Source organism: Halosimplex litoreum, assembly GCF_016065055.1.
GTDB classification, from domain to species: domain Archaea; phylum Halobacteriota; class Halobacteria; order Halobacteriales; family Haloarculaceae; genus Halosimplex; species Halosimplex litoreum.
This window is the reverse complement of record NZ_CP065856.1, coordinates 1579815-1600780: the sequence shown is the minus strand read 5'-3', so window position 1 is coordinate 1600780 and position 20966 is coordinate 1579815. Positions and strand designations below refer to the sequence as shown.

Annotated in this window: 28 protein-coding genes; 19 read left to right on the top strand and 9 right to left on the bottom strand. The window is 66.1% G+C overall.

The genetic code is table 11. The features are described 5' to 3' along the window. Window positions 1-31: 31 nt before the first annotated feature. Window positions 32-886 (top strand): tRNA pseudouridine(38-40) synthase TruA, encoded by an 855-nt coding sequence (gene truA / locus I7X12_RS07960; protein WP_198063304.1) that lies wholly within the window; start codon window positions 32-34, stop codon window positions 884-886. A 33-nt stretch (window positions 887-919) separates the two neighbouring features. Here truA and I7X12_RS07955 read toward each other — a convergent pair whose 3' ends face one another. Then, window positions 920-1246 (bottom strand): hypothetical protein, encoded by a 327-nt coding sequence (locus tag I7X12_RS07955; RefSeq protein ID WP_198063303.1) that lies wholly within the window; start codon window positions 1244-1246, stop codon window positions 920-922. A 163-nt stretch (window positions 1247-1409) separates the two neighbouring features. Between I7X12_RS07955 and I7X12_RS07950 the strand changes: the two genes are divergently transcribed. Further along, window positions 1410-2147, top strand: coding sequence for a class I SAM-dependent methyltransferase (locus I7X12_RS07950; protein WP_198063302.1), 738 nt, complete (start codon window positions 1410-1412; stop codon window positions 2145-2147). A 66-nt stretch (window positions 2148-2213) separates the two neighbouring features. Further along, a complete protein-coding gene (locus I7X12_RS07945; protein WP_198063301.1) occupies window positions 2214-3101 on the top strand; it encodes a hypothetical protein in 888 nt (295 codons plus the stop codon). 23 nt (window positions 3102-3124) lie between these two features. Here the strand turns inward: I7X12_RS07945 and I7X12_RS07940 are convergent, their stop codons facing one another. After that, the gene (locus I7X12_RS07940) at window positions 3125-4120 is read right to left on the bottom strand and encodes a zinc-dependent alcohol dehydrogenase (protein ID WP_198063300.1); all 996 of its coding nucleotides are present in this window, start codon (window positions 4118-4120) and stop codon (window positions 3125-3127) included. A gap of 145 nt (window positions 4121-4265) precedes the next feature. Here I7X12_RS07940 and I7X12_RS07935 point away from each other — a divergent pair, with 145 nt between their 5' ends. From I7X12_RS07935 to I7X12_RS07925, 3 genes are all read left to right on the top strand, one after another. Then, window positions 4266-5528: a sulfatase family protein gene (locus I7X12_RS07935; protein WP_198063299.1), complete on the top strand. Its 1263-nt coding sequence runs from the start codon at window positions 4266-4268 to the stop codon at window positions 5526-5528. Between the two features lie 104 nt (window positions 5529-5632). After that, window positions 5633-7423, top strand: coding sequence for an oligoendopeptidase F (pepF, locus tag I7X12_RS07930; RefSeq protein WP_198063298.1), 1791 nt, complete (start codon window positions 5633-5635; stop codon window positions 7421-7423). Between the two features lie 536 nt (window positions 7424-7959). Beyond that, window positions 7960-8298: a hypothetical protein gene (locus I7X12_RS07925; RefSeq protein ID WP_198063297.1), complete on the top strand. Its 339-nt coding sequence runs from the start codon at window positions 7960-7962 to the stop codon at window positions 8296-8298. 19 nt (window positions 8299-8317) lie between these two features. On the opposite strand, the gene I7X12_RS07920 is transcribed toward I7X12_RS07925, so the two are convergent. Then, window positions 8318-8776 carry a DUF5812 family protein gene (locus I7X12_RS07920; protein WP_198063296.1) on the bottom strand — a complete coding sequence of 153 codons (459 nt, stop codon included), beginning with the start codon at window positions 8774-8776 and terminating at the stop codon, window positions 8318-8320. 82 nt (window positions 8777-8858) lie between these two features. Continuing rightward, complete coding sequence (locus tag I7X12_RS07915; protein WP_198063295.1) at window positions 8859-9434, bottom strand: hypothetical protein; 576 nt, start codon at window positions 9432-9434, stop codon at window positions 8859-8861. A 144-nt stretch (window positions 9435-9578) separates the two neighbouring features. On the opposite strand from I7X12_RS07915, the gene I7X12_RS07910 reads away from it, so the two are divergent. The 3 genes from I7X12_RS07910 (at window position 9579) to I7X12_RS07900 (ending at window position 11973) form a co-directional block, all read left to right on the top strand. Next, window positions 9579-10874: a glucose-6-phosphate isomerase gene (locus I7X12_RS07910; protein WP_198063294.1), complete on the top strand. Its 1296-nt coding sequence runs from the start codon at window positions 9579-9581 to the stop codon at window positions 10872-10874. 53 nt (window positions 10875-10927) lie between these two features. Continuing rightward, window positions 10928-11719 carry a CPBP family intramembrane glutamic endopeptidase gene (locus I7X12_RS07905; RefSeq protein WP_198063293.1) on the top strand — a complete coding sequence of 264 codons (792 nt, stop codon included), beginning with the start codon at window positions 10928-10930 and terminating at the stop codon, window positions 11717-11719. Between the two features lie 107 nt (window positions 11720-11826). Continuing rightward, window positions 11827-11973, top strand: a complete 147-nt coding sequence (locus tag I7X12_RS07900) for a CopG family transcriptional regulator (protein ID WP_198063292.1) — start codon at window positions 11827-11829, stop codon at window positions 11971-11973. Window positions 11974-12023: 50 nt separating this feature from the next. On the opposite strand, the gene I7X12_RS07895 is transcribed toward I7X12_RS07900, so the two are convergent. Continuing rightward, window positions 12024-12482 (bottom strand): NOB1 family endonuclease, encoded by a 459-nt coding sequence (locus I7X12_RS07895; protein ID WP_198063291.1) that lies wholly within the window; start codon window positions 12480-12482, stop codon window positions 12024-12026. Beyond that, window positions 12483-12722 (bottom strand): PRC-barrel domain-containing protein, encoded by a 240-nt coding sequence (locus tag I7X12_RS07890; protein ID WP_006882079.1) that lies wholly within the window; start codon window positions 12720-12722, stop codon window positions 12483-12485. It abuts the gene before it with no gap. 158 nt (window positions 12723-12880) lie between these two features. Between I7X12_RS07890 and I7X12_RS07885 the strand changes: the two genes are divergently transcribed. The 6 genes from I7X12_RS07885 to I7X12_RS07860 all read left to right on the top strand — a co-directional run bounded on the left by I7X12_RS07885 (window position 12881) and on the right by I7X12_RS07860 (window position 17921). Then, window positions 12881-13411: a plastocyanin/azurin family copper-binding protein gene (locus I7X12_RS07885; RefSeq protein WP_198063290.1), complete on the top strand. Its 531-nt coding sequence runs from the start codon at window positions 12881-12883 to the stop codon at window positions 13409-13411. Between the two features lie 68 nt (window positions 13412-13479). Continuing rightward, complete coding sequence (locus I7X12_RS07880) at window positions 13480-14088, top strand: plastocyanin/azurin family copper-binding protein (protein ID WP_198063289.1); 609 nt, start codon at window positions 13480-13482, stop codon at window positions 14086-14088. Between the two features lie 135 nt (window positions 14089-14223). After that, the gene (gene infB, locus I7X12_RS07875) at window positions 14224-16038 is read left to right on the top strand and encodes a translation initiation factor IF-2 (RefSeq protein ID WP_198063288.1); all 1815 of its coding nucleotides are present in this window, start codon (window positions 14224-14226) and stop codon (window positions 16036-16038) included. Window positions 16039-16178: 140 nt separating this feature from the next. Next, window positions 16179-16532, top strand: a complete 354-nt coding sequence (locus I7X12_RS07870) for a hypothetical protein (RefSeq protein WP_198063287.1) — start codon at window positions 16179-16181, stop codon at window positions 16530-16532. After that, on the top strand, window positions 16529-17494 hold the full coding sequence (locus I7X12_RS07865) for a tyrosine-type recombinase/integrase (protein ID WP_198063286.1): 966 nt from the start codon (window positions 16529-16531) through the stop codon (window positions 17492-17494). The genes I7X12_RS07870 and I7X12_RS07865 overlap by 4 nt, the downstream gene beginning before the upstream one ends. A gap of 49 nt (window positions 17495-17543) precedes the next feature. Next, complete coding sequence (locus I7X12_RS07860) at window positions 17544-17921, top strand: hypothetical protein (RefSeq protein WP_198063285.1); 378 nt, start codon at window positions 17544-17546, stop codon at window positions 17919-17921. Here I7X12_RS07860 and I7X12_RS07855 read toward each other — a convergent pair. The 3 genes from I7X12_RS07855 to I7X12_RS07845 all read right to left on the bottom strand — a co-directional run bounded on the left by I7X12_RS07855 (window position 17918) and on the right by I7X12_RS07845 (window position 18597). Beyond that, entirely contained in the window at window positions 17918-18163 is a 246-nt protein-coding gene (locus I7X12_RS07855) for a hypothetical protein (protein ID WP_198063284.1), read from the bottom strand. The genes I7X12_RS07860 and I7X12_RS07855 overlap by 4 nt on opposite strands. A gap of 67 nt (window positions 18164-18230) precedes the next feature. Continuing rightward, window positions 18231-18455 (bottom strand): hypothetical protein, encoded by a 225-nt coding sequence (locus I7X12_RS07850; RefSeq protein ID WP_198063283.1) that lies wholly within the window; start codon window positions 18453-18455, stop codon window positions 18231-18233. Then, complete coding sequence (locus I7X12_RS07845; RefSeq protein ID WP_198063282.1) at window positions 18439-18597, bottom strand: hypothetical protein; 159 nt, start codon at window positions 18595-18597, stop codon at window positions 18439-18441. The genes I7X12_RS07850 and I7X12_RS07845 overlap by 17 nt, the downstream gene beginning before the upstream one ends. A 388-nt stretch (window positions 18598-18985) precedes the next feature. On the opposite strand from I7X12_RS07845, the gene I7X12_RS07840 reads away from it, so the two are divergent. The 4 genes from I7X12_RS07840 (at window position 18986) to I7X12_RS07825 (ending at window position 20924) form a co-directional block, all read left to right on the top strand. Continuing rightward, complete coding sequence (locus I7X12_RS07840; protein WP_198063281.1) at window positions 18986-19204, top strand: hypothetical protein; 219 nt, start codon at window positions 18986-18988, stop codon at window positions 19202-19204. A 478-nt stretch (window positions 19205-19682) separates the two neighbouring features. Next, window positions 19683-19898 (top strand): hypothetical protein, encoded by a 216-nt coding sequence (locus tag I7X12_RS07835; protein ID WP_198063280.1) that lies wholly within the window; start codon window positions 19683-19685, stop codon window positions 19896-19898. Further along, on the top strand, window positions 19898-20530 hold the full coding sequence (locus tag I7X12_RS07830) for a site-specific integrase (protein ID WP_198063279.1): 633 nt from the start codon (window positions 19898-19900) through the stop codon (window positions 20528-20530). Before I7X12_RS07835 ends, I7X12_RS07830 begins: the two co-directional genes overlap by 1 nt. A 238-nt stretch (window positions 20531-20768) precedes the next feature. Further along, entirely contained in the window at window positions 20769-20924 is a 156-nt protein-coding gene (locus tag I7X12_RS07825; protein ID WP_198063278.1) for a hypothetical protein, read from the top strand. Window positions 20925-20966 lie beyond the last annotated feature (42 nt).

Sequence of the window (20966 nt, the reverse complement as noted above, 5' to 3'; positions counted from 1 at the left end):
CGACAAGGGTCGCTCTCGCGAAGCGGGAGCGATGTCGGAGCTGCCGGCGACCCGCGCCTATCGACTCGCCTACGACGGCCGCCCCTTCCACGGCTTCCAGCGCCAGCCCGACGTGTCCACCGTCGAGGAGTGCGTCTTCGACGCGTTGCGGGATCTGGGCGTGCTGGACGACGAAGCGGACAAACCCGACGGCTACGCCGCGGCCGGTCGCACGGACGCCGGCGTGTCCGCTCGCGCGCAGACCGTCGCCTTCGAGGCGCCCGAGTGGCTCTCGCCGCGGGCGTTCAACAGCGAGTTACCCGCCTCCGTCCGCGCGTGGGCCAGCGCGGACGTGGATGCGGAGTTTCACGCCACCCACGACGCCGTCCATCGGGAGTATCGCTACCACCTGTACGCGCCCCGCGACGGCAGCGAACGAGCGAGCGAGGAGGGACCGATCGACGAGGCTCGGGTCCGAGACGCGCTCGACCGGCTCGCCGGCGAGCACGACTTCCACAATCTCACGCCCGACGTCGAGGGGACGGTCCGGGAACTCTCCGCGGCGGTCGAGCGCGACGACGACTTCCTGGTCGTCGAACTCGCGGCGGGCGGGTTCGCTCGTCAGCTCGTCCGGCGCGTGGTCGGGCTCGCCGTCGAGGTCGGCCGCGGCGAGTCGGACCCGTCGAAAATCGACCGCGTGCTCGGCTCGGACGTCGTGGCGGGACCGGAGGGCGTCGCGCCGGCGCCACCGTACTCGCTCGTCCTCTGGGACGTGGCCTATCCGGGCGTGGCGTTCTCGACGGACCGAACGGCCGCCGAGAGCGCCCGTGCGGTCTGGCGACGGCGCCACCGCGACCGGACCGTCGACGCTCGGGTGGCCGGCGCGATCCGCGACGGCATCGAGTGATCGGTCGACGGCCCGCCGTGGCGGTCCAACCGCTCAGAGTACCCTGACCCGGTACCCCTCGACGGCGGCCTCGTCGGTCACTCGACCGGCCTCGACCGCGGCGTCGAGCAGTTCGCCGACGAACTCCTTGGGAACCTCGACGCCGATGAAGTCCGTCCCGTCGCGACCCGTGGTCAGGCGCGCCATCGTCCGGTCGGTGCCGTCGTCGTTGTAGATGCTCCCGACGCGCTCGCCGCCGCGCAGGAATCGGAGCGTCACGTCCGTCGGTTCGACCGAGTCGAAGCTCACCTCGAACACTCGGTCGTCGCCTTCGACCCGTGCGAGCATCCGTCCGTCGTGTTCGGTCACGACCGTCTTCATGTCTCGACGTACGGCCGCCAGGGGGAAACGTCTAGCGACCGAACGGTCCGTACGCCGTCCGAAGCGGACCTTCCGACGAGGGGCTACCCCGCCGGTCCGATCGGTCAGGAACGCACTCACAGCCGTGCAGAAGACCTATTGCGGCCGACCGAAACAGAGGGGTATGACCGAGGAAGTGAAGACGTGGTGGGAGCAGACTGCCCGCTGGTTCCAGGCCGATATCGACCTGGACGTGGGGGTCAACTGGACAGGTATGAGTGCCGACGACGACCTGCGGCTGCTGCTGGACGTGGCCGACAAGGACGTGCTGGAACTGGGCTGTGGCGGCGGGCAGTGCTCGGTCGCCCTCGCACAGCGCGGCGCCAGCGTGACCGGCATCGACCTCTCGACGGAGCAACTCGCCTTCGCTCGCGACCTCGCCGACGAGTACGACGCCGACGTGGACTTCGTCCAGGGCGACGTGACCGATCTAGCCATGTTCCCGGACTCGACCTTCGACGTGGCGTTCAACGCCTACGTCTTCCAGTGGGTCGACGACCTGACCGCGTGTTTCCGCGAGACCAACCGCGTCCTCCGCTCGGGCGGCCGGTTCGTCTTCTCGATGCCTCATCCGGTCTACGGCCTCGCCGACCCCGAGACCCACGAGGTCGAGGAGAGCTACTTCGACACGGGTCGCCAGGTGACGCCCCAGGACGACCTCGACGTCGACATGGTGACCTATCGCCACTCGGTCGCCGACGTGCACAACGCGCTCGTCGGTGCGGGGTTTCGGGTCGAACGGATGCTCGAACCCGGGTCGTCGGATCCCGACGACTACGAGGAAGGGCCGTGGGGTGAACACAGGCCCGAACTGCTGGCGAAGCTGCCGTCGACGCTGATATTCGAGGCGCGGGCGGCGTGAGCGTCGCGGTGGTGGCCGGGCGGTGACGCCGAAAGCACTTGTGGCAGCCGACCGCCATCGCCGGTGATGCCCTCCAGATTCGACCGCGCGGTGACAGTCACCGAGGAGTCGCTCTCGCTCGCCTGGATCCCGGTCGTGGCGACGCTGCTGTCGGGATCGCAGGTCGCCCGCGCGCTCGCGGCCGGAGGCGGAGGCGGCGTCACGTTCCCCTTCCCCGCCGGACTACCGACGCTGTGGACGTACGTCTCGCTCCCCAGCGGTCCCGCCGGCGTCGGGATCGGTGGTCCCCTCTCGGTCGCGCTGTTCGTCCCGCTGTTCCTCGTCGGCCTGCTCGTCACGTCGGCGCTGGAGGCGGGCTTTCTCGGCGCGCTGAACGCCCGTATCGACGGCGACCCGCCTGCGCTCGGCGACGGCGTCCAGCGGTTCACTCTCCGGATGGTCGGCGTGAACCTGATCCGATTCGGAGTCGTGCTCGTGGCCGTCCCGTTCCTGATCCTGCCTCCGGTCGGCCTGCTGGTCGTGCTGGTGCTCTCCTACCTCGTCTACGGTTTGCCGTTCGCGGTGGTCGTCGCCGACGCCGACCTCGGGACGGCGCTGAGCGAGACGGTCGAGCGCGCGAAGGCGGGCGGCGAGTACGCGACGTTCGGACTGACACACCTCGTCGCGGGTGCGGTGGGATCGGTCGTCCTCAGCGGGGCGGTGCGGAACCTCGGCCCCGTCGGTATCCTCTTCGGGACGACGGTCGTCGCCGTCCCCGCCGTGATCGTCGCCGCCTACGGGCTGTTGCTGTTCCGTGACTTCCAGCGGTCGTCCGGCACAGACCGGGACGGCGGTGGACCCGGGCGAGCGGCGGGCCGTGACGCCGTGGCGTCACGCGGGGATGACGACCGGCCCGACGTGGCCGAGTCCGTCCCCGGTCCCTCGGCCGAAGACGACGGGGAACACGACCGCTGACACACCCGTGGTGCCCGGGCGGCTCACCACTCCAACCGGACGGCCATCGCGTCGGTCCGGTCGTCGAGCAGCGACTCGTAGAGCGCCGGCGCCTCCGCCGCGGGCCGGACGTGCGAGAACAGCTCGTCGACGGCCAGCCGACCCTGTCGGAGATACTCGACGTACAGCTCGGCGTGGCGGGCCTTCGTCCACGGGTCGGCGGCCGTCGCGGTCGGGGGATGACTCGTCTGGTGGGCGCCGATTATCTCCGTGCTCGGCGCGTTGACGGCGTCGTGGAAGTCCAGGCTCGTCTCCCCGTGCGGGCTGGAGAGGAGGACCAGCCGGCCCTGTTCGGCCAGCACGTCGAACTCCTCGGGGATCGCCTCGGGGTTGCCGGTCGCCTCGAAGACGGCGTCGGCCATGCGGCCGTTCGTGCGGTCGTCGATCGCGACGGCGGGGTCGCTCGCCGTCGGATCGAGCCCCGTCACGCCCGATTCGTCGGGCAGGTACGAGACGCGCTCGCTCGCGACGTCGACGCCGACGACCCGCTCGGCGCCGGCGACCCGGGCGAACCGGGCGGCCAGCTGGCCGACGACCCCCAGCCCGTAGACGGCGACGGTCTCGCCCCAGTCTACGCGGCCGCGACGGACGCCGTTCATCGCGATCTGGGCGATCGCGAACGCGCTCGCCTGCTGGTCGGTCACGTCGTCGGGCACTCGCACGCAGTCGTCCGCGAGCGCGGTGACGTACTTCGCGTGGGGGGCCCAGGTCGCCACGCGGTCGCCTTCGGCGAGGTGTGTCACGTCGGCGTCGACGACTCGTCCCACGTTCGCGTAGCCCGGTTCGAACGGATAGGTGCCGTAGTCGTCCCACACCGACCCGTCCGGGTAGTCGCCCGAGAGGACGGTCAGCTCCGTCCCGGTGCTGATCAGCGTGGTGTCGGTCTCGATCAGAACTTCGCGCTCGCCGGGTTCGGGGCGTTCGCGGTCCTCGATCGCGACCTCGCGGGGCTCGGGGAAGACGACGGTCGGGTTCGCCATGGCGACAGTTGGTCGCGCGGCGGGCATGCCTGTTGTGTCACCGGAAGCGCTCTCGGGATCGGGACGGTCCCACCGAGACGGCCGCAACGCCGTGCCCGGGCCGCTCGGCGGTGGACTTTTGCACCGGGGACGACTCGGGAGAGGCGTGCCGACGGATACCGCGGACCCGCCGAACGTCGTGGTCGTCTTCGCCGACGACCAGGGGTTCGGCGACATCGGCTGTTTCGGGTCGCCGTACATCGAGACGCCCAATCTCGACGGCATGGCGACCGAGGGGGCGAAGTTCACGAGCTTCTACGCCGGCGCGCCGATCTGCACGCCCTCTCGGGCCTCGCTGCTGACCGGCTCGTACCCCGGTCGCGTCGGGCTCGAGGAGTGGGTGCTCTTTCCCGACGACGAGGAGGGGCTCCATCCCGACGAGGTGACGATCCCCGACGTGCTCGACGAGGCGGGCTACGCCTCGACCTGTCTCGGCAAGTGGCACCTCGGCGACTGCGAGCCGTTTCTCCCGACGAACCACGGGTTCGACGAGTACTTCGGCGTGCCCTACTCCAACGACATGGGCGCCGCCCACACCGACGGAGAGTACCGCGAACTCCCGCTGATGCGCGACACCGACGTGGTCGAGGCACCGGTCGACCAGTCGACGCTCACCCGCCGCTACACCGAGGAGGCCGTCGAGTTCATCGAGGACAACCGCGACGGCCCGTTCTTCTGTTATCTCGCACACACGATGCCCCACGTCCCGCTGGACGCCTCCGACGAGTTCGACGGGACCTCCAGACGCGGCGACTACGGCGACGCTATCGAGGAGATCGACTGGAGCGTGGGCCGCATTCTGGCGACGCTCGACCGGCTGGGCATCGACGAGGAGACGCTCGTGATCTACACCTCCGACAACGGCCCCTGGCTGGAGGAAGGGGTCGACGGCGGGAGCCCCGGACACCTCTCGGGCGGGAAGTTCTCCGTCGCGGAAGGCGGCCCACGCGTCCCAGCGATCGCGCGCTGGCCGGGGACGATCCCGAGCGGGAGCGTCTGCAGCGAACTCCTGACCGCGATGGATCTCTTGCCGACGCTGGCGGCCCTGGCCGGCGTCGACCTCCCGGCCGACCGGACGATCGACGGCGCGGACGCGACCGACCTCCTGATGCGGCCCGGGTCGGCCGATTCGCCTCGCGAGCGCTACGTCTACCAGACCGGCGGCGGCGACTTCGGGGCGGTCCGCGACGCCGACGGCTGGAAGCTCCGGCTGGACACCGACGAGCTGTATCACCTCCACGAAGACGTCGAGGAGCGGTTCGACGTGGCCGACGACCACCCCGCGGTCGTCGACCGCCTCCGCGAAACCGCGCGCTCGCTCGCGGCGGACCTGAGCGAGCACGCGCGACCCGTCGGCCGCGTCGACTGACCGGCGGCCCGCGGCGGGCCCGCCCGATCGACGGCCACTCACGCGCGGTCGACGCCCCTTCCGGCATCGAACGGCTTACGGCGCGACGGTCCTAATTCGCGGTCATGAGTTCCGTGCCCGAGCGCAGCGAGATCGACGAGCAGTACAAGTGGGAACTCGAGTCTCTCTACGCCGACGACGAGGAGTGGGAGGCGGCCTTCGAATCCGTCCAGGAGCGACTCGACGACCTCCGGGCGTTCGAGGGCCGGGCCACCGAGGACCCCGAGACCCTGCAGGACTGTCTGGAGACCTACGAGTCGATCATGCGCGAGGTGGCGAACGTCTCCGCCTACGCGCGGATGCGTAGCGACGAGGACACGGCCGACAGCCACTACCAGGCGCTGTCCTCGCGCGGGCAGTCGCTGGCCTCCGAAGCCTCTAGCGCCGCCAGCTTCCTCGAACCGGAGATCCAGAGCCTCGAGGAGGAGACCGTCGACGAGTACGTCGACGAGAACCCCGATCTGGACGTCTATGGCCACTACTTCGACGACGTGTTGCGGATGAAACCTCACACCCGCTCGGCGGAGGTCGAGAACCTCCTCGCGGACCTGGGCGAGGTGCTGGGCTCGACCGGCGAGGTGTACAACATGCTCGTCAACGCCGACGTGACGTTCCCGAGTGTCGAGGACCCCGACGGCGAGCCGCGACGGATCACCCTCAACAACTTCACGACGCTGCAGGAGAACCCCGACCGCGAGTTCCGTCGCGACGTCTACGAGACCTTCTACGACGAGTGGGAGGACTACCGCAACTCGATCGGCGCCGCCTACAAGAACAGCGTCAAGACCGACGTGAAACTGGCCCGCGCCCGCGACTACGATACCGCCCGCGAGGCCGCGCTGGACGGTCCGAACGTTCCCGTCGAGGTGTACGACACGCTCGTCGACACCGTCGACGACAACCTCGACGTGCTGCAACGGCACGCCGACCTCAAACGGCAGTCCATCGGCGCGGACGAACTGCAGATGTGGGACCTGTACGTCCCGATGGTCGAGGGCGAGAGTCCCGACGTCGAGTACGACCAGGCCCGCGAGTGGGTCACCGGCGCCGTCGAGCCGCTGGGCGAGGAGTACCAGGAGTGGCTCGCCGACGGCCTCGACTCGCGGTGGGTCGACGTCTACGAGACCGACAACAAGCAGTCGGGCGCCTACTCCGGCGGCACCTACGACTCCCAGCCGTTCATCCTGATGAACTACCAGGACGACGTGGCCTCGATGTACACGCTCGCCCACGAACTGGGCCACTCGCTGCACTCGGAGTACACCAGCGAGCACCAACCCTACGTCTACAGCTCCTACGAGATCTTCGTCGCCGAGGTCGCCTCGACGGTCAACGAGACCCTCCTCACGCATCACCTCCTCGACGTGGTCGACGACGAACGGCTGCGTCGGCACGTGCTGAACCAGTACCTCGAACGCTTCCGGTCGACGCTGTTCCGCCAGACGATGTTCGCGGAGTTCGAACACGAGGCTCACCGGCTGGAGGAACAGGGCGAGGCGCTGACCGCCGACCGACTGGACGAGGTGTACGGCGGGCTCAAGGAGGAGTACTACGCCAACGCGGCCGTCGACGACCGCATCGCTCGCGAGTGGATGCGCATCCCGCACTTCTACCGCGCGTTCTACGTCTACCAGTACGCGACCGGCATCTCCGCGGCCGTCGCGCTCGCCCAGGGCATCCTGGAGGAAGGCGAGCCAGCCGCCGAGCGCTACCGCGAGTTCCTCGCCAGCGGCTCCCGGGAGTACCCGCTCGAACTGCTGGAGAGCGCCGGTGTCGACATGACGAGTTCGGACCCGATCCAGTCGGCCATCGACACCTACGACGAGTTCCTCGACGAGTTCGAAGAGCTGATCTGAGCTTCGAGCGGATCGGACGAGCGTCGCTGTCCGTTTTTTCACCGCGGCGCGCGCTGTCGCGACCCGAACGGAGTGAGGTGTCGCGACGGAACTGCGCGAGGGATGAGCGAACGGAGTGAGCGAATCGGCTGGGGAGGCGAGTGGTGCAGTGCTGTGAACGGGCGGACTGAAAGGGGCGACCGGTTCGAGGTACGAGGCGACGTAAGCACTGGACCGAGCGAACGGGGTGAGCGAGGGAAGCGCGCAGCGAGCCGCAGCCCTCGAACCGGGCGGGGCTTTCAGCTCTCGGTCTTCAGCACTCAGTACTCGTTTCGTTCTCGCGTCGGGGATCGAGCTGAAAGCCCCGAGTCGTTCGAGTCGCGCACACGAGAGCGCGCCAACGTCAGAGCAAGCTCTGACGGCCCTCGGAATCGCGAGCGATTCCGAGACTCCAGCGCGCGCCGTCCGCTGTCTCACCGTCCGACTGACACCCTCGCTTCCACTCGAACCGTCCGACCGACAGAACGCAGTTCGCCACGAGGCCCGAACGCGAAGGTATGAGTCAGGCGGAGGGAGACCCGAACGCCGACACCGCCAGCAGCGTCGTCCTCTCGTATCCGTCGGACCTGAGCGCGTGGGGCCGCGACAAGCTCGACGGGTCCCCCTTCCGCGCCTACCTGACGAAGACGCTCGGTCGCGTCGAGGAAGGGCAGGTGACCGAGCAGTTCACCGGCGTCGGCTGCTGCGGCGACACGCTCGACGTCCCCCTGCGGGTCGAATCGGTCGAGGGCGGTCGGCGGGTCGACGAGTCGACGACTATCGAGTACGCGGTCCGCGACGCCTGCGGGGTCGAGGGCGGGTGGCGTGTCCAGAGCGCGGGCGGACCGACGGAGTAGCGCCGACCGCCACGCGCTCTCAGGGCAGGTAGCGCACGCTCACCACGCCGGGCTCGGCGCGGATCTCGACGCGCTCGACGCCGAGACGGGCGGCCCGTTCGACGGTGGCCTCGTCGTCGCGCACGTCGGCGACGGCGTCCTCGGTCGAGTCCTCGGGGACGGTCAGGACGTGGACCTCGCCGGTTCCCGCGCGCTCGCGAGTGGTCACCTCGCCGACGGGCTGGTCGCCGGCGGTGTCGCGAGCCTGCTGGGTCGGGGGCTCGTCGTGTTCTGCGACGGAGACGGTGAACTGTCGGTCGACCTCCTCGACGGTCCAGACCACGTCCATCGGTGGTTCGGGCGCCAGGGTCCCCTCGATCGCTTCGCCGACTTCGAGGTCGGGATTGGACCCGAGCGTGTGGATCTGGCCGTCGCTCACGTCGCGCAGTACGGCCGAGGCCTCGTCGACTTCGGTGACGACGAACGTTCCGGTCTTCATGAGCGGGCGTAGTCGGTCGGGGGTTTTCCCCGTTTCGACGCCGACTCGTCGACCGGTCGCGTCCCCGGTGGGAGCCCCGCGTTCACCGCAGCTGTCGGTGAGTGAGGTAGATCAGGATCGCCGCCCCGAGTGGTGGCACGATCGCGGCTTCGTTCGGCAGCCCGTAGAGGAACTCGGCGACCGCGCCGAAGGCGCCGCCGGGGTTCTCCTGCAGGTCAGCCGGCGTCGTGATGACGAGGGCGACGTACATCGCCAGGAGGAAGCCGTAGCCCGTCGTCGCCATCTGGCGGTCGTAGCGGAGGCTCGACCCGACCCGTCGGTGCCGACGGGCGACGAACAGCACTGGCGCCACCAGCGGCGCGAGCACCAGGAACATCAGGAACAGGAAGAATGCCCGGGAGAACGTGAACGATCCGCCGGGCGCGTCGGCGGTCGCACCGAGCAGCGTCACGACCGCGAAGGTAAACAGCAGGACGACGCCCGCGCCGAACAGCGCGCTGACGCCAGCGTAGATCCGGAACGCCATCGAGTCGCTCGCCCGGAAGGCGTAGGGGTAGGCGGTGAGGAGGCCCTTGTACGTCTCTGGGGCGTCGGTGCCGTCGCTCGACGCTCGGGGCACGTCCCCGTCCGCGCTCACCTCGTCCGTGGCGTCACTCATCGACGGAGGGTTCGGCTCGGTCGGGAATAAACCACCCGTTCGCCGTCCGGGAACCGTCCGGGTACGGTCCGGGTTCGTGCCGTGACGACCGGTCGCGCGACCGCGTCGAAAAGGACTAACCCCCACCCACGCGACCACCCGGACATGCAAGTCGACATCGGGAACGCGCTGGCGAGCGAGGCCGACCCCGGCATCGGTCGGAGCGACCTCGACGACCTCGACGAGCGCGTCGCCGACGCCCACGACCGGATCGCTCGCGGGATGGCCGACGACGACTTCGGCTACGCTTCTCTCAACCTCCCCGAGCGCACCGACGCCGCGGAGATCGAGCGAGCGGTCGACGGCTTCGACCCCGAGGCCGTCCTCACCGTCGGGATCGGTGGATCGGCGCTGGGCGCGATCACGATCACCGAGGCGCTGGCCGGCGACTCGCCGGTCGACCACTACGCGCTGGACAACGTCGATCCCGCTCACGTGACCCGGCTGCTCGACGACCTCCCGCTGGCCGAGACCGTCGTCCACGTCGTCTCGCGCTCGGGGACGACCGCCGAGACGCTGGCGAACTTCCTCGTCGTCCGCGAGGCGATGGACGCCGCGGGTGTCGACTGGAGCGAGCGAACGGTCGTCACGACCGGCGAAGCGGGGCCGCTCCGCGAGCTGGCCGAAACCGAGGGGCTGCCCGCGCTCGACGTCCCGGAGGGCGTCCCCGGTCGCTTCTCGGCGCTGTCGACGGTCGGCCTCGTCCCGGCGGCGATGATGGGCGTCGACCTGGAGGGACTGCTCGCCGGTGGGCGTGCGGGCGCCGACGCGCTCGCCGACTCGCTGTACGACTGTCCGGCCTACGCCTACGGCGCGGTCGCCTACGCCTTGGACGAGCGCGGCGCGAGCGTCAACGCGATGATGCCCTACGTCGAGGGCCTGGAGTCGTTCGCCGAGTGGTTCGCCCAGCTGTGGGCCGAGAGCCTCGGGAAGGACGGCGGCGGCCAGACGCCCGCCCGCGCGCTCGGCGCGACCGACCAGCACTCCCAGCTCCAGCTGTATCGTGCGGGACCGCGGGACAAACTCGTCACTGTCGTCCGCCCGGCCGAGCGACCGGACTGCGCGATCCCCGAGACCGACGTGGCCGACCTGGAATACCTCGGCGGGCAGGATCTCGGAACCCTGCTCGACGCGGAGTTCGAGGCGACCGAGGCGAGTCTCGCCGCCGCCGAGCGGCCGTCGGTCCGGATCGAGATCGACGCGATGGACGCCGAGAGCGTCGGCCGCCTGCTGTACGATATGGAGGTCGCCTGCGTGGTGGCGGGGGAACTCTACGGCGTCGAGACGTTCGACCAGCCCGCGGTCGAGTGGGGGAAGAACGCGGCCCGGGGACTGCTCGGCGGCGGCGACTTCGAGGAGGCCGAGGCGGTGGCCGAGAAGACGGAACTGGTCGTCGAGTAAGACGAGTGGGGGCCGGCAGGCCCGGTGCCCTCGGGACCGGTGCAGTCAAACCCGTGGGACACCTACCGACGGGCACGCAGATGGGTTCGGAGTACTACCGCGTCGCCGACATGGAGACTCGCGTCGAGAGCCTCTTCCACTCGATAGCGCTGGTGGTCCTGGCCTTCGTCGCCGGCATCTTCGTGCAGGTCGGCGGGGGATCGGTCCTGTCCGCCCTCGGCTTCGACGTCACGTCGACGGCGACGCTGCCGCCGCTGGCCTACGCCGCCCTGACGGCCACGCTGTTCGTCGGCTTCTTCGCCGTCATCGCGGGGTATCTCCGGTGGCGGTCCGAGGAGCAGTTCTTCCGGATCGCCGTCCCGTCGCTGCGGGATCTGGCCTGGATCGTCGCCGGTTTCGTCGGGCTGTTCGCCGTCGCGACGGCGCTGTCGGCGCTCATCCAGGCCGCCGGCATCGACACGGCGACCAATCAGGTTATCACCGATGGCCGGCAGGACCCCGCTCGCTTCCTCTATCTGATCCCCGTGACCTTCCTGTTCGTCGCGCCCGCGGAGGAACTCCTGTTCCGAGGGATCGTCCAGGGACTCTTTCGCCGTGCGTACGGCGTCGTCCCCGCGGTCGTGCTGGCCAGCGCCGTCTTCGGCGCGGGCCACTACTTCGCGCTGCTCGGCTCGGGCGGTAGCGTCGTCTCGTCGCTCGCGCTCGCCGGCGCGCTGGGGGTCGTCCTCGGCGCGCTGTACGAGATCACCGAGAACATCGCCGTCCCCATCGTCGTCCACGGCTGCTGGAACACGATGAGCTTCCTCCTGCAGTACGCCCAGGCGACCGGCGCCCTCGGCGCGTGACCGGCCGACCGTCCTACCGGGCGAACGGGACCGCCCGACCGACGAATCCCCTCGTCTGACGGTCGTCTGACGGGTTATTAAGCGATCGGCCGGAAAATACGGGGGGTATGCCGACCCGCTACACGGTCGTCTGCGACGACGACCGCGCCCGGGAGATCGAGACGATCGCGCGGCAGTACGACCTCACCGAGGAGGAAGTACTCCGCCAGCTCGTCGACACCGGGCTCGACCATCTGGAAGAACACGCACCGTAGCGGGTGTCGGGGGTGTGACCGGCCGGCGACGAGAGCCGGCTTCGGCTGATTCAGGCGGGGTTCTTCCGCGAGAGGTCGCTTCCGCAGACCGGACAGCGGTCGTGGTTCTCGTCGAACTCGCGGCCGCAACCGGAACACTGGAAGCGCCAGTCGCGCTGCTCGCTGATCCCCTCGCGAGCGATGAGTTCGACGGCCACTTCGAGTTTCTCGGCGACGTTCTGCATGGCGTAGTCGTCGGTGACGAGGCGGCCGTCGAGTTCGAAGGCGGCGGCGACCAGCCGGACGTCCGTCTCCGAGAGGGTCTCCAGGTCGCCCGTCTCGCGGGCGGCGCGTTCGATGCGCTCGACGGTTTCGTCCTCGGGGATGTGGATGTGCATCCCCGACCCCTCCATGGCGTCGTAGCGGTAGGCGCTCTCGTCTTCGAGCTCCTCGCGGACGAGCGGCACCGTCGCTTGCTGTTCGGTCGTGTGGTACTCGTTGATAAACGCCGAGGCGTCGAGGACGTACATTTAACGCTGGACGATCATGTGGTCTTTGACTGCCTGCACGCGGTCGACGGGCACGAGGAGGTGTCCCTGCTCGTCGACGTCGAACTGCGTGTTGTCGAGGTGGTCGTTCGGATCGATGATCAGGTTCCGGAGGCGTCCCGTCTCCAGGTCCATCGTGATGTTGTACAGCATCCCCATCTCGGCGCCGTCGGTCCCGGTGACGGCCTTGCCGGAGAGGTTCTCGGCGAGTATCTCGGCCATGCACCCGACTACCGAGTCAGGCCCCATAAACGCCACGGGGGCGTCTGACGACCGCGTGACGCCCGCTGTCACTGTCCGACGGGTCCGTCGGTCCCGCCGTGGGCACGCGGTCGCCGGAACCACCGGGATTATGCCGATGGTCGTCCAAGGCAATCGCCATGGACCGCAGACGGCTGTTGCGGACGAGCGTCGTCGCGCTGGCGGGGCTCGTTCCGGGGTGTGGGCTGGGGTCGGGTGGCGACACGCCGACGCCCGAAGACGACCCGGGACCGACGGAGCGTCCGGCCGAGACGGCGACCGGGGAACCGACGTCGATGGTCACGGCGACCGGAGGACCGACGCCGACGGCCACGGCAACCCCGACGCCGACGGCCACCGCCGCGACGGTGCTCGACGAGGCCGCACAGGTCGTCGCGGTCGCCGACGGGTCGGCGGTGTTCGACCCCGAGACCTTCGAGATATCGACGGGTGAGACCGTCGTCTGGGTGTGGCACGGCAGCGGGCACAACGTCCGCGCGACCGCTCGACCCCGCGGCTCGACGTTCACCGGGACGGCCGGCGAGGACGAGATCACTTACGACGAGGGCCACACCTTCTCGCACACGTTCGAGGTCGCCGGCGAGTACGAGTACCGCTGTTATCCCTACCGGAACCTCGGGATGCGCGGGTCCTTTACCGTGATCGACTGACCGGTGGCCGCGGGACCGACCGATGCGGTCGCCGTGGGGTTTATTCGGCGACGGTCCCGAGCGACCGCATGGACCGCCGCCGCTTGCTCCGACTCAGCGGGACCGCGCTCGCCGCCGCAGTCGCCGGTTGCGGCGGCGACGGCACCGACACCGACCAGCCCGACGACGGCGACGCGACGCCGACGGCGAACCCGACACCGACCGACGAGTCCGCGACAGACGCGCCGACGGCCACGCCCACGCCGGAGCCGACACCGACGGCAACGTCCACGCCGACCGACGGGGACGACACGGCCGCGACGGTCACGGGGACGCCGACCGACCGCGCCGACACGGCCACGGGGACGCCGACCGCCACACCCACGCCGACGGCGACACCCAGGCAGGCCGCACAGGTCGTCGCCGTCGCCGACGGGGAACTCGCCTTCGCGCCCGAGTCCTTCGAGATAGCGACGGGCGAGACCGTCGTCTGGGTGTGGGCGAGCAACGGGCACAACGTGCGCCCCGAGACGACCCCGGGCGGGTCGGACTTTTCGGGGACCGCGGGCGACGACGGCGACGTCTACGACGAGGGTCACGAGCTGTCGGTCACCTTCGAGACGCCCGGCGAGTACGAGTACTACTGTAGCCCCCACCGCACCGCCGGCATGACCGGGTCGTTCACGGTCACTGAGTAGCCTCGCCCGACCGGTCGGTGACTCGCGCCTGTGGCCGCCTCCCGGATCCTCGCCGGGGCTACCGGCGCGCAGATGAGATCACTTATCCGGCCTGCGGGGCTGATCCGAGACAACCGAACCTTCTGTGGTGATAGGATGGCAGACTCACAACCGACAGACACCGACGACGAGTCCGAAGCGACGCTTCGGACACCGATAGTCGCCGTACTCGGCCACGTCGACCACGGCAAGACCAGCCTGCTCGACGAGATCCGCGGCTCCGCGGTCACCGAGGGCGAGTCCGGCGCGATCACCCAACACATCGGCGCGACCGCCGTCCCCCTCGACGTGATCTCCGAGATCGCCGGCGAACTCGTCGACCCCACCGACTTCGACCTCCCCGGGCTCCTGTTCATCGATACGCCCGGCCACCACTCGTTTTCGACGCTGCGCTCGCGGGGCGGGGCGCTCGCGGACATCGCGATCCTCGTCGTCGACGTCAACGACGGCTTCCAGCCCCAGACGCTCGAGGCCGTGGACATCCTCGCGCGCACCCAGACGCCCTTCATCGTCGCCGCCAACAAGATCGACACCGTCCCCGGCTGGAACCCCAACGACCACGCGCCGACCCAGCAGACCATCGACGCCCAGACCGACCGCGTCGAGCGCGACCTCAACGAGAACCTCTACGAACTCATCGGCGACCTGTCGGACAACGACTTCTCGGCGGACATGTACTGGCGCGTCCAGGACTTCCAGAACAACATCGGGGTCGTCCCCGTCTCCGCCGAGACCGGCGAGGGCATCCCCGACCTGCTGACCGTCATGATGGGCCTCTCCCAGCGCTACATGAAAGCGGAGATGGCCGTCGACGTGAACGGCCCCGCCGCGGGCACCGTCCTCGAAGTCACCGACACGCAGGGCTTCGGAACGACGGTCGACGCCATCGTCTACGACGGCACCATCAGGGCCGACGACCAGATCGTCGTCGGCGGCGTCGAGGGGCCCATCGTCACCGAAGTGCGCGCCCTGTTGCGACCGCGCCCGCTGGAGGAGATCCGTACCGAAGGCCAGTTCCAACAGGTCGACGCGGTCGCGGCCGCCGACGGTATCAAGATCGCCGCGCCGGACCTGGACGACGCGATGGCCGGCGCACCGATCCGGGTCGTCGGCGACCGCGACGTCGACGAGGTGATCGAGGAGGTCCGCGCGGAACTGGCGGACATCGCCGTCCAGACTCAGGAGGAGGGCGTCGTCGTCAAGGCCGACACGCTCGGCAGCCTCGAAGCGCTCGCCTCGACGCTCGAAGCGGAGGAGATCCCGATCGTCCGCGCCGAGGTGGGCGACATCGCGCCGCGGGACGTGCGCGTCGCCGAGACCGCCAACGAGGTGAAACATCGCACTATCCTCGGGTTCGGCGTCGAGACCCTCGACGACGCGGCCGACCTGGCCGAACAGGAGGGCGTCCGGATCTTCGACCACGACGTGATCTACCGGCTCGTCGACGAGTACGAGGAGTTCGTCGAGGAACGCGAACGAGCCCAGCAGGACCAGGTGCTCGACAACATCACCCGGCCCGCCCGCTTCCAGATCCTCGACGACCACACCTTCCGCCAGTCCGACCCGGCCGTCGTCGGCGTCGAGATTCTGGGCGGGTCGCTGCGCCGGAACTCGAACGTCGCCAAGTTCGACGGGGCCGAACCCGAGCGGGTCGGCCTCATGAAGTCCATCCAGGACGAGGGTGAGGACGTCGACGAGGCCCGCACCGGCGAGCGCGTCGCCGTCTCCATCGACGGCCCCACCGTCGGCCGCCAGATCCGCGAAGGCGACATCCTCTGGACCGAGATCCCCGAGAAACACGCCAAGATCCTGGAGCAGGAACTCACCGGCGACATCCCCGCCGACGAGGTCGAGACGCTCAACATGTATCTGGAGAAGCGGCGCAACCGCGACCCCTTCTGGGGGAAGTAGAGAAACTTTTACGGAAACTGTACGGAACTGCGCCTTTGTGGACGCAGTTTCTGTTGTTTCCGGCAGTGGTCTTTCCATACAGTAACATTCGTCCAGAAGTACGGGGAAAGTATATCATAGCTCCCGGCGTCTGTACGGGCATGAGTCGAATCGAAGTGCGGGTGAGTCAAGACAAAAAGAGAGAGTGGGAAGCGTTTGTGTCCGGGTCAGGGGCCTTCTCCTCGTTGTCTGCGCTCGTGCGTATCGCTGTGTCTGAGTACCTGAACGAGGAAGATGAGGATACGAGGCTCGAAGAGGAGCTGTTGAGCCAAGTCGCGCAGCTGCGCGACGAGCTTTCTGAAGTGGACCGGCAGGTGGCCCGTACGCGGGGAGACATCCTCGACGAGGACGAGTTGGCCAGTCTGCTCAATGACTCGCTCTCGACGTATCTGGAGCCGGTCTATCGGTCGGATATGGAGGTTCAGCCTCCCTTCAAGTCTGGAGGTGACCTATGAGCAGTAAGGGCCTCATTGAGTACGAGCAGAAGCGTCTGCCGTCGTATACGGGTCGGACGCACGACAATCGGGCGCAGGTGCTCAATAACTGGTTGACGTTCATCGAGGAGAAGGATTTGGACCCGGATGAGGTGTCGAAGGATGATGTCGCGGTTTGGCTTCGGTGGTTGCGCGACGAGCGAGGTCATGCTCATTCGACTATCGCACAGAATCTGATGGAACTCAAGTCGGTGTACAACTGGATTGTGGCTGAAGGGCTCGGTGAGAGTGCCTGTGAAGGGATTCAGAAGAAACTCGATTACCCTTGGTTGAACTCGGCACCGGAGAAGGTCAAGAACTCTGCTGAAGGGGTGACATACGTCGACAAGGAGGACTATCAGCTACTCCTCAACGAATGTGAGTCGATGCGGGAGCGGGTCGTCATTCAGTCTTTGGCAGAGTTGGGTATCCGCCGGAGTGAGCTCTCATCACTGAAGATTGACTCGTTCGACTTCGACAACAACTCGGTCATCATCAAGACGGCGAAGCGGTATGATGAGGACGGTAACAAACTGTTGCTTCCCGGTTTCTACTCAACAACGTACGGACTCAAGGTCAAGAAGTGGATTGCGGGTGAGCGAGAAGGTTGGGTCGCTGGCATCAACAGTGGGTCAGAGTATCTTGTGACGGGCCACAAGATTCCTGCTATCCGGGAGGGTGAGGTAACAGAGATTGTGAGGGATGTTGCGGACCGGGCTGGCATTCAGGCGTACCATGACGACGCAATGGGTCGGGATTGGGCAACTGTGACGCCGCATGCACTCAGGCACTCGTACGGGGTGTGGCGCGCGAAGGAAGGGATGCCGTTGTCGCAACTGAGCAGGTTGATGCGTCATGCTGACATCCAGACGACGTACGATTACTACCTCAGGTTCGCTAATGAAGACCTGAAAGATGCGTACGACGAGCATTACCCGTTCTGATTCAGTAATTCTGCGGTGTACCAATGCAGTCGCTCTGCGTCTTCAGGGTATGGATTACGAGGACCTGAATCACTTGCCTGCGCGTCGGCTCGTCGGTCAAGTGACGGATGTGGTCATCGTCCCGATTGGCGCGTACTACTCGGCCCGGGATGATTGGGAGATGGTGCGCGTCGAGTTCGTGGACGGGGATTCGGAGAAGCGTAGCTTCAGCGCGTTCCGAGGGTCTTGCTCGGCAGAGGCTTGGGATGAGCTCGTTCGTTTGGTGCAGGAGTGGGACGAGCTGTGGGCGGGTGACCGGACGCTGTTCGTGACGGATGTGCGGGGGACGGTGAATGATGAATATCTGAACTTGAATCCGACGGGGTCGAGCGAGGTCGTGGTTGGTCGGGTGGGTGAGGTGTTGCGGGAGCGGGGCTACTTGGGTTAGTTCCGGGCGAGTTCAAGTTTGTCTTCTGAGAGGTTGAGGAGCATTTCGGCTTTTGGGCCGGCTCTCCAAATGGCTGCGCTGGGTGAGTCGCGGGTGAGCCAGTCGTATTCTTGCATTTGGCGGGCGACGCGACGGGCTGTGTGGCGTTCGGAGTCTTTGAGGGGTAGGTCGCCGAGCTTGAATTTGCCGGTGCGAACGATTTGTTCGAGCATGATTGTCCAGCACTCGTCTCTGAGGGTCATCACTGCGAGATACGGCAGATGTGCTTATGTATAATCCAGTTTGGTTCAGCTCGAAGGTGTCGGAGAATTAGCTGTAGAAGAGTGCGTCGCGTTGGTCGTAGAGTTCTTCGAGGAGTTGGACGCGGTGTTCGATTAAGTCGTCGAGTGCGTATTTGACGACGATGGGTCGGGGTTGGTCGCCGTTGTCTACGTCGTAGCGGGCTCCTTCGAGGTGTGTGAGGTAGTTTTGGATTTCGTCGATGCGGCCGTCGAGTTTCGCGAGTGTGGCGAGGTCTTCAGGTGTCATCTCCATCACCTGCGAGGTCGCGGTCGATGAGGCGTTCTCGGTGGTAGTCGTCGTATCGGGCGAGGGCGTAGAAGGCGAGGAGTAGGAGGAGTCCTCCTGCGGAGGTGCCTATGGCGATGTTGACGATGAGCCAGAGGTCGAGTATCATCGCGAGTCACCGTTGCAGCGGTTTCGGTGGAGGTGGCTGTCGATTTCTTGGGTGCTGACTTTGGTGAGGCAGTCTTCGCAGCTCCACCATTGGTCGCCTAAGTGTGTGTAGATGTGTGCGCCGTCTGTCTTGATTTTCTCTGGATTTCTTTCGGTTTTAACTTCCATGAGAAGAAGACTCAATCGGAGTGCTAAGGTGTATCGCGGGCGGGGGTTCTGGGTCGGGTCGGAGTTACACCTTAGCAGTTTGTCTTCGTTTGTTTTCGTATGTCTAACACAGGCACTAAAGTCGGTGTATTGCTACGCAGAATGCCTGCTCGTGTGCGGGGTCAGATGGTGGTTTTCGTTGGTCACGAGGGTGATTCTCGATGAGCTTGGTCCTTCGAGTGATGTTCATCGTAGCTCTGTCATTGGTTGTTGGGTTCGTCGTCGGTCTCGATGCTGCTGGCGATGATGCTGGCGTCGAGGTAATCTACGAGGATTATGGGGTGGCGGTGTACTGTGAGGAGACTGGTGAGGTAGTTGAGGGCTCGTCTTCTGGTCCGTTGAATGAGTCTGAGTGGGAGTTGTTTGCTGACAAAGTGTGTGAGGATGGTGATTCGCGATGATTGAGGTGGCGTACTTTGTCGCTGGTGTCGTTCTGGGCGCGGTCTTGTTTGGTCGTCCTGAGGTCGCTGAGTGCCCTAATGGTCACGAGGACGAGGTTGTGTTCGCCATTGAATATTGTCCGAAGTGTGGGGAGCGAGTTGAGCGTCGGGTTGGTGAGAGCTTTGTTACGCGAGTTCGCCGGTCGTTGGCTGAGTATTTGGGTCCGGGTGATTCGCGATGATTCTCATAGACTGCCCGGTTTGCTATGGTGAATCGTACGTTGTCTGTGATGAGCGCGGAGAACTCATCGAAGTGTTGGTAGATGGAAATCATCGAATGCTATACCGGTGTAGAGATTGCAGAAAGCGATTCGTTCAGTGAGGTGCTGTCGGACAATGCCCCATTCCCCGACACCCGCGGCCCGCTCACACCCCTTTTCCGCTTGATTTCACCCTTATAGTAGGTACACCTTTGCAGTTGGTTGTCGTCTTTGCGAGTATGTCGCACAAATACGACAACCTTAGGAATGAGGTGGAACAGTTAGCGAGAGAAAGACAAATTACGGATGTAGAGTTTCACATGCTACTCTATCGGATTCATTACATCGAGGAGCTCGAACAGGAGACGATTGAAATCATCAACGGCTACGATTGTGACTCTCACCCTGAGACACTGCGCGAGAAGTTTCTCAATCTCGCATATGGTGGTCGCTGATGCAGTTGCGACCGCATCCGAAAGGCGGCTACGCAGTCTGGCTCACCGAGAGCGAACTCCAAGACGTAATTGACCATCACAGCGAAGACATGGAGAAGCAGCTCGCCATCAAGTACATGGCCCGAGTTGGACTCCGAGCCGACGGCTTGAAGAACGTTACTCGCTCGGCTATCCGCCGCCTCGACGTTGACGACGAGTGCTACATCATCCGCTTGGAGAAGACGAAGCGAGGGTACAGAGAAGCTCCTCTGCCTCTCGACGTTAAGACGGATACGTACGCGCTCAGTCAAGCGATGGGGCTCAAGCAGGACGAGCCAGTGTTCCAGCAGTCGAAGCGGACGTACCAGCGGGCGGTCGAGAACGCTGTCGCTGCTCTCGCTGGTCCCATTCGTAACGATGACGGTGAGATAGTCGGTTACGAGAATGAGGATTGGCTGAAGGTCTCGGCTCACGACCTGCGTCGCTCGTGGGCGACTCGTTGTTACTACAAGCTGGGTGGTACGGAGCGAGACCTGCGCGCTGTGATGAGTTGGGGTGGGTGGAGCAAGCGAGATACGTTTGAAGACCACTACTTGGGCGTTATCCCGGAGGATTTGCTCGCGGAGATGATGGAGGAGGCTGACTTACGGTGATTCCATCATGCAAAAGCGATACATCGCGTTGTGGACGCTCGCCATCTTGACCTACGGCCACTTCGACGCGTTCTCGACGACGTTCTCGTTCGCTATCTTCGAAGCAGGGATGTCTCCTGTGTGGTGGGAGCAGAGTCCTGCGGTTCGGTCGATGTTGCTAGGTTGGGGTGTGTACTACTCTGACTTGTTGTCGACAGTATTTGGTCAGAGTCTGTTCGGTGCTCTCGTGTTTGGAGCGGTGAAAGCAGGGGTTATCATCGCTGCAATCAGTCTCGTCCGCGTCTGTGAGTGTTACGAGGTACCGTTCGTGCCGACTGGTGTTCCGGTCGTCATGTTGCTCATGGGCCTCCAGTTGACGGTACACAACGTTCAGCAATTGCTGTTCGTCTTCTAGTCTTACAGCGGAAGTGTGGGGTTTGCCCCCCTCCCCCTGACA